The sequence below is a fragment of the Streptomyces sp. ADI95-17 genome, from assembly GCF_003846175.1.
Lineage (GTDB): Bacteria > Actinomycetota > Actinomycetes > Streptomycetales > Streptomycetaceae > Streptomyces > Streptomyces sanglieri.
Map to the genome: position 1 here is coordinate 171,329 of NZ_ML123044.1, position 8,032 is coordinate 179,360.

Below are 8,032 nucleotides of genomic sequence, written 5' to 3' on the forward strand. Positions count from 1 at the left end.
CCAAAACTCAACCCCGGTGAGGGGTTTTGTTCGGCTTGCGCTTCCCGTTCGGATCTTTCGTTCCGCTCGGGCGGCGCAGGAAGAACATTACCCGAAGGTGTCCGGCGCTCCAAAACGGGTATTGCCCGCCAGCAGTCCGGGCAGCTGATCGAGCCCGCTGATGCGGATCAGCTCGGGCCGTCCACCGCGCCCGCCCCGGTCCAGCCAGATCCCCATCAGCCCGGCGGCGGCCGCCCCACCGGCGTCGATATCCGGTTCGTTCCCCACGTACGCGACCTCCCGGGGCTCCAGCGCCAGCGCCTCGCAGCCGGCGTGGAAGGCGCCGGCATCGGGCTTGGACATGCCCAGCTCCACGGCGCACACCATGGCCTCGAACCGGTCCCGCACTCCGAGTCTGCGCAGCTTCCGGTCCTGGTTGTGGACGCTGGCGTTCGACAGCACCGCGTGCCGGAACCCGTCCGCCAGCAGGTCCAGGGCGGGCAGCACATCCGGAAAGAGCGACCAGGCGGCCTCGTAGTGGGCCGCGTGCCGGGCGAACCAGCCGTCGGCCTCGGCGTCGCCCAGCGGCCGCGAGAGGAACTCCCTGACCCGTTCCCGGCGCTGCCCCTGGAAGTCGGTCTCCCCGGCGGCGAACCGCGCCCAGTGCACGTCGGTGAGCTCCCGCCACGCGACGAGGGCCTGCTCGACGTTCTCGTATCCGTCTGGCAGGCCCTCGTGTTCGAGGTGCTTGTGCATGCCGAGGCGGTCGGCGGTGGTGTAGTCGAAGATCGTGTCGTCGATGTCCCAGAGCACGGCTCGGATGACCATGCGGCCAGGCTAGCGGCCGCGTGCCGGGCGCGGGAGGGCGTCGCACGGTGCCCCGGGTCCCGCAGCCGGGATCACTTCACGCGCGGTCCGGTGCGGTCGCCGCCCTGCTCGTGGCCGGCCGGTGCACGGCCCCGGCAACGACGGAGGGGGCGGCCGCCGGATGAAACCGGTGGCCGCCCCCTCGGGCGTCGTACGGGTGTTACGCGGCCAGCTTGGCCAGCGCCGCGTCCACGCGGGCCAGGGTCTTCTCGCGGCCCAGGATCTCCAGGGACTCGAAGAGCGGCAGGCCGATCGTGCGGCCGGTGACAGCGACACGGACCGGGGCCTGGGCCTTGCCGAGCTTCAGGCCGTGCTCCTCGCCCGCGGCGAGGATGGCGTTCTTCAGGGCGTCCGCGTTCCACTCGGCCTCGGCCAGCTTGGCGCGGGCCGTGGTGAGGAGGGCCTCGGAGCCCTCCTTCATCGCCTTGTTCCAGGACGCCTCGTCGGTCGCCGGCTCGTCGAGGAAGAGGAAGTCGACGTTGGCCGTGATGTCGGAGAGGACCGTGACGCGGGTCTGGGCGTGCGGGGCGATCTCGGCGAACTGCTCCGCGTCGAAGGACTCCGGGGCCCACGGGGCGAACGGCGCCTTCAGCCAGGGGCCGCAGGCCTCGGTGAACGCCTTCACGTCCATCTTGCGGATGTGCTCGGCGTTGATGTGCTCGCACTTCTTCAGGTCGAAGCGCGCCGGGTTGGCGTTGACGTCCGCGATGTCGAACGCGGCCACCATCTCGTCGATCGAGAAGATGTCGCGGTCCTCGGCGATGGACCAGCCCAGCAGGGAGAGGTAGTTGAGCAGTCCCTCGGGCAGGAAGCCGCGCTCGCGGTAGAGGTTCAGGGACGCCTGCGGGTCACGCTTGGAGAGCTTCTTGTTGCCCTCGCCCATGACGTACGGCAGGTGGCCGAAGGCCGGGGTGTCCTTGGCGATGCCCAGCTCGATGAGCGCCTTGTACAGGGCGAGCTGACGCGGGGTGGAGGAGAGCAGGTCCTCACCGCGCAGGACGTGGGTGATCTCCATCAGCGCGTCGTCGACCGGGTTGACCAGCGTGTAGAGCGGGGCGCCGTTGGCGCGGACGATGCCGTAGTCCGGCACGTTCTCCGGCTGGAAGGTCAGCTCGCCACGGACCAGGTCGGTGAAGGTGAGCGCCTCGTCGGGCATCCGGAAGCGGACGATGGAGGTGCGGCCCTCGGCCTCGTACGCGGCGATCTGCTCGGCGCTCAGCTCGCGGCAGTGGCCGTCGTAACCGGACGGCTTGCCGGCGGCGCGGGCGGCGTCGCGGCGGGTGTCGAGCTCCTCGGTGGTGCAGTAGCAGTGGTACGCGTACCCGCCGGCGAGGAGCTTGTCGGCGACGTCCTTGTAGATGTCCATGCGCTGCGACTGGCGGTACGGGGCGTGCGGGCCGCCGACCTCGGGACCCTCGTCCCAGTCGAAGCCGAGCCAGCGCATCGACTCCAGGAGCTGGTTGTAGGAGTCCTCGGAGTCGCGGGCCGCGTCGGTGTCCTCGATGCGGAAGACCAGGGTGCCGCCGTGGTGCCGGGCGAAGGCCCAGTTGAACAGGGCGGTGCGGACCAGGCCCACATGGGGGTTGCCGGTCGGCGAGGGACAGAAACGGACGCGTACAGGTGCGTTAGCCACGCTTGATCACCTTGTTGGTGAGAGTGCCGATGCCTTCGATGGTGACGGCGACCTCGTCGCCGACATGGAGGGGTCCGACCCCTGCGGGAGTGCCGGTGAGGATCACATCGCCCGGGAGCAGCGTCATGGCTTCCGTGATGTGGACGACCAGATCCTCGATCGAGCGGATCATGTCGCTCGTACGGCCGAGTTGCCGTTGCTCTCCGTTGACCGTCGCCTGAATGGTGAGGTCGTGGGGGTCGAGGTCGGTCTCCACCCAGGGGCCGAGCGGGCAGGACGTGTCGAAGCCCTTGGCCCGGGCCCACTGCTTCTCGCGCTTCTGGGCGTCGCGGGCGGTGACGTCATTGGCGCAGGTGTAGCCGAAGATGACGTCCTTCACGCGCTCGCGCGGAACTTCCCGGCACATGCGGCCGATGACCACGGCCAGCTCGGCCTCGTGGTGGAGTTCATTGGAGAAGGAGGGGTACTCGATGGCGTCGCCGGAGCCGATCACCGAGGTGGTGGGCTTGAAGAAGGCGACGGGTACGTCCGGTACCTCGTTGCCCAGCTCCTTGGCGTGCTCCGCGTAGTTGCGGCCGATGGCCACGACCTTGTTGGGGAGCACGGGGGGCAGGAGGCGGACCTTGCTCAGCGGGACCTTGGTACCGGAGAGCTCGAACTCGGCGTACGGGATGCCCTTGATGATGTCGAGGACGAGACCATCGGGCCCCTCGCCCTCGACGGCGCCGAAGGCGACATTGCCGTCGATGGAGAACCTGGCGATGCGCACGGGATGCTGTCGCCCCTCACTTGCTGGCTGAAGACTGACGCTCCAGGCTAACGCGTCGCCCGTCGGGACCTGCCCCGATTACCGGGCGGCGCGAGCGAGAGCCTGCCGGGTGACCTTCGCTCGGAGGCCGGCCGACAGGCTCTGAGAGGGGACGGCGTCCGGGCTACTGCGCGACGGCGGTGGCGACCGGGGCTTCCATCAGGATGGTGCGCCGGGGGTTGGCCGTCTGGGTGGGCAGGTCCACGGCGTGCTCCGGCTGCTCCGGCGTCCGCAGTCCGTCGGCGTCCTTGAGGTGCGCCAGCGTGGTGCGCCGGGGGTTGGCAATGTTGCGGAACATCATCGTCGTCTTCATCTGCCGATCGGACCCTGTCGGTTCGGGCGCCGCCCGAAGGGGCGCCGGTTGTCGGATTTGCCATCCCTGTAAAGCGTCAGGCTAAACATCCAATTCCCTCCGGAAGCCCGGAAGAGACGACGATCATCATGTGAGTTTCCTCACGACCGGGCAGACAATTCCCCCATTCCGGGCGGTCGATCGGGTCGACAGAAACGGACATTACGTAACTGAATCAGCCATTCCGCTCCTGATCATGTCGACTGGGACACCCTTTACGCTTCACTGATTCGCCCGCAATCATCCGTTTTACCCATGATCACGCTCCACGGCTTGTTACTCATTCATCACAACGCGTCACCCATGTCACGGCCCGGCGTTGGGCCCTTGTTGGAGATCCGGCACTGTGCTGGAATTCCACGCACCGCCGCGGGTTTCAAGCCGGCGCGCAGGGGGCGCAACGGAGCGCCGAGTGGCGGCGGGAAGGGGAAGGACGCCGGTCACTCACGACCACCATGGGGCGGGTACAACGCCCCACGACGCCGACACCGTCCCACCGCCCAGCGGGGGGACGCCTGGTCCAGAGGTTGCGACGCTAGTGCAGGGACGTTTCAAGAGGGATGGCAGCGCTGCGGCGGAGCAGGAGCCGCACGGCGGGACCGACCGCGGTTCCTCGGCCCAGCACGCCCAGAACCCCGGGCCTGCCGCGGCCGGTGACAGTGGCGACCGCGCCCAGCGCCCCGGTGCCGCGGCGAGCGGCGACACGGATCCGGGCACGTCGGCCAAGTCCCGGGGGTCCGTCAGCACCGGCTCCCGAGTCGCTCTTCGCAACTGGCGCATCAGCACCCGTCTGGTCTCCCTGCTCGCCCTCCCCGTGGTCGCCGCGACCACGCTGGGTGGTCTGCGGATCAACGAGTCCATGAACGACATCCAGCAGCTGGACCACATGCAGCTGCTGACCCGGATGACCAAGCAGGCGACGTCGCTGGCCCAGGCGCTCCAGGAGGAGCGCGACCGTTCGGCGGGTCCGCTGGCCAACGGGGTGAAGGCCGACGACTTCAAGGTCACCGAGCCCCGCAAGAAGACCGACCGGGCGAAGACGGCCTTCCTCGACGCGACCACCTCGATCAGCGACCCCACCGGCGACGAGGCCCTCGAAGGCATCTATTCGAGCGTCACCCAGATCGCGAGCCAGCTCGCCGACATCCGGAACATCCGCAAGACGGCGTACGCCGACGGCACTCCGAGCCTCCAGACCGTCGACCAGTACAGCCAGCTGATCACCTCGCTGCTGAGCCTCTCGCAGGACATGGCGCAGGCGACCAGCAACTCCGAGATGATCAAGCGGACCCGGGCGCTCGCGGCCTTCTCCTCCGCCAAGGAGTACGCCTCGGTCCAGCGGGCGATCATCGCCGCCGCGCTCCCCGGCGGCAACGACAAGCAGCCGCATCTCGACGAGAACGACAAGCAGTTCGGCCGCGCCGCGCTGCGCAAGGAGGCCTCGGCCCTCCGCTCCTTCAAGGCGGTGTACAAGGCGACCGGCAACAACGCCGAGGAGCTGACCGCCACCCTCGACGAGGGAAACCCGGAGATCAAGGCCGCCAACACCTACGCGAAGAAGGTGCTGGACAGCCCCTCGGGCATGACCGGCACCGCGCGCCGCTCCTACCTGGACTGGTACGACCAGAGCTCCACCAAGATCCAGGCCATGAAGACCATCGAGGAGACCCTCCTCAGCGACATGGAGGGCAAGGCCCGCGAGCTCCGCGACGAGTCGAAGCGCGAAGCGATCATCAGCGGTGCGCTCATCCTGCTGGTGCTCGGTGTCTCGCTGGTCGGCGCCTTCGTCGTCGCCCGGTCGATGATCCGCTCGCTGCGCCGCCTCCAGGACACCGCTACGCGCGTCGCCCAGGACCGTCTGCCCGAGCTCGTCAAGCAGCTCTCCGAGGCCGACCCGCAGGACGTGGACACCTCGGTCGAGTCGGTCGGTGTGCACTCCCGGGACGAGATCGGCAAGGTGGCCGCGGCCTTCGACGACGTGCACCGCGAGGCCGTCCGTCTCGCCGCCGAGCAGGCCCTTCTGCGGGGCAACGTCAACGCGATGTTCACCAACCTCTCGCGCCGCAGCCAGGGCCTCATCCAGCGTCAGCTCTCGCTCATCTCCGAACTGGAGTCGCGCGAGGCCGACCCGGACCAGCTCTCCTCGCTCTTCAAGCTCGACCACCTCGCGACCCGTATGCGCCGTAACGGCGAGAACCTCCTCGTCCTCGCGGGCGAGGAGCCGGGCCGCCGGTGGACCCGCCCCGTCCCGCTGGTCGACGTGCTGCGTGCCGCCGCCTCCGAGGTGGAGCAGTACGAGCGCATCGAACTGGCGGCGGTGCCCGCCACCGAGGTCGCCGGCCGCGTGGTCAACGACCTCGTCCACCTGCTCGCGGAGCTGCTGGAGAACGCCACGTCGTTCTCCTCGCCCCAGACGAAGGTCCGGGTCACCGGTCACGCGCTGCCCGACGGGCGGGTGCTGGTCGAGATCCACGACACCGGCATCGGCCTCTCCCCCGAGGACCTCGCCGCGATCAACGAGCGGCTCGCCTCGCCGCCCACCGTGGACGTCTCGGTCTCCCGCCGCATGGGTCTGTTCGTGGTCGGCCGGCTGTCGCTGCGTCACGGCATCCGGATCCAGCTGCGGCCCTCCGACTCCGGTGGCACGACCGCGCTGGTCATGCTGCCCGTCGATGTCGCGCACGGCGGCAAGCAGCCGGTTCCCAAGCAGGCCCCCGGACAGCAGTCCGGTGCCCCGGGCGGTCTGCTCGGCGGTGGCCCGGGGGGCCCGGGCAACGCCTCCCGTCCCGGCCTCGGCGGCCCCGCCTCGGGCCCGGCGGGTCGGCTCGCCTCGGGTCCGGGCGCCTCGCGCGGCCAGGTCGGTGCGGGCTCCGCGCCTCGTGCCGCGCTGCCCTCCCGCGACGGCGGCCCCCGCCACCAGGCAGCCCAGCAGGGCCAGCAGGGCCAGCAGGGCCAGCAGGGCCAGCAGGGCCAGCAGGGCCAGCAGAACCAGGGTCAGCAGAACGCCGGATTCCAGTCCGGCGGGCTGTCCGGCACCGGTCCGCAGGACGCCTCCCGTCCGGAGCCGCAGCGTCACGGCGGCGGCCTCGCCGGTGCCTTCGGGAACGGCGCCCGCCTCGGTGCCCGCGGCCAGGGCGACGGACCGGGCCGTACGGACTCGGGCCGCCCCGACCTGTTCGGCCAGAACCGCCAGGACCAGAACCGCCACGCCCCGGACCGCCAGGACCAGAACGGCCCGCAGGGCAACGGCCCCGTCCCGTGGCAGCAGCCCTCCCAGCAGCAGCCGCAGCAGGCCCGGCAGAACCCGGTCGGCCAGGGCGGCTTCCAGCAGCCCGCCGGCCAGGACGGGCCCGGCCGTCAGCTGCCCCCGGTCGGCGGCCCGCGGGCCGAGCTGCCCGGCGGCAATCCGCAGCCGCAGCGTCCGCAGACCACCAGCTGGGGCACCGAGGAGCCGTCCGCGCCGCGGCAGACTCCGCTGGACGCCCCGCGCGGTCACGAGGACCCCGAGTCCACCGGCCAGTTCCAGCGACCGATGAACCCGCCGCTCACGCCGCGGATGCCCATGGACGACCGGCAGGGACCCGGCTCCACCGCCGAGTTCGCCCGCCCGGACTTCTCCGCTCCCGCCCCGCAGCCGTACGGCTCGCAGGACCGGTCCGGCCAGGACCCGGCGAGCACCGGGCAGTTCGCCCGCCCCGACTTCGGACAGCAGCAGCCCGCCCGGTCCCAGGACCAGGGTCTGCCGGCGCCGCGTCAGCGCGGCCGGGACGACGAGGACTTCGGAGCTCCGCGTCCGCCCGCCACGCCCGGCGGTGACGCGCAGTACCGTCCGGTCCTGCCCCCGCAGCCGCAGCCCGAGGCGCTGCCTCCGGCGGCCGGCCCCGGGGACGGTCGTACGCCGCTGTACGACACCCTGGAGACGAACTGGTTCCACGGCCCGCAGCCGGGCGGCCAGCAGCCGCCCGCCGAGCCGCAGGCACCCGGGCCCGTCCACCAGCAGCAGCCGGCCCAGGAGCCCTCGGCTCCCTCGGCGCCGCGCCGCACCGGGGACGACCCGGGCAGCACCACAAGTTCCTGGCGCCCCTCGCCGAACGACGAACTCGTACGGCAGGCGGAGCGGGTCAAGAAGCCCGCGGCAGGCGGAGTCACCACTTCCGGACTGCCGCGCCGAGTGCCTCGCGCCAACCTGGTGCCGGGCACCGCTCAGCAGCAGAACCATCAGTCCGGTCCTCAGGTGTCACGTGCCCCCGATGATGTACGCGGGCGGTTGACCAATCTCCGCCGGGGCATCCAGCAAGGGCGGCAGGCCAACAACGGCCAGTCGACCGGCAGTTTCCCACTCGGCCCCACTCACCAGCAGGAGCGTTAGTTGAGCCCGATGAGTCAGGCCGCA

General features: G+C 70.8%; 5 protein-coding genes. 1 reads left to right on the forward strand and 4 read right to left on the reverse strand.

Features of this window, described 5'->3' with window-relative positions; all coding sequences use genetic code 11:
* Window positions 1-87: 87 nt before the first annotated feature.
* The 4 genes from EES42_RS00770 to EES42_RS00785 all read right to left on the reverse strand — a co-directional run bounded on the left by EES42_RS00770 (window position 88) and on the right by EES42_RS00785 (window position 3,600).
* Complete coding sequence (locus EES42_RS00770) at window positions 88-807, reverse strand: HAD family hydrolase (RefSeq protein ID WP_124716169.1); 720 nt, start codon at window positions 805-807, stop codon at window positions 88-90.
* Window positions 808-1,006: 199 nt separating this feature from the next.
* Window positions 1,007-2,479, reverse strand: coding sequence for a glutamate--tRNA ligase (gltX, locus tag EES42_RS00775; RefSeq protein WP_124716170.1), 1,473 nt, complete (start codon window positions 2,477-2,479; stop codon window positions 1,007-1,009).
* Window positions 2,472-3,248 carry a fumarylacetoacetate hydrolase family protein gene (locus EES42_RS00780; RefSeq protein WP_124716171.1) on the reverse strand — a complete coding sequence of 259 codons (777 nt, stop codon included), beginning with the start codon at window positions 3,246-3,248 and terminating at the stop codon, window positions 2,472-2,474. The genes gltX and EES42_RS00780 overlap by 8 nt, the downstream gene beginning before the upstream one ends.
* Window positions 3,249-3,411: 163 nt before the next feature.
* Window positions 3,412-3,600, reverse strand: a complete 189-nt coding sequence (locus tag EES42_RS00785) for a hypothetical protein (protein WP_124716172.1) — start codon at window positions 3,598-3,600, stop codon at window positions 3,412-3,414.
* Between the two features lie 577 nt (window positions 3,601-4,177).
* Here EES42_RS00785 and EES42_RS00790 point away from each other — a divergent pair.
* The gene (locus EES42_RS00790; protein WP_124716173.1) at window positions 4,178-8,008 is read left to right on the forward strand and encodes a sensor histidine kinase; all 3,831 of its coding nucleotides are present in this window, start codon (window positions 4,178-4,180) and stop codon (window positions 8,006-8,008) included.
* Window positions 8,009-8,032 lie beyond the last annotated feature (24 nt).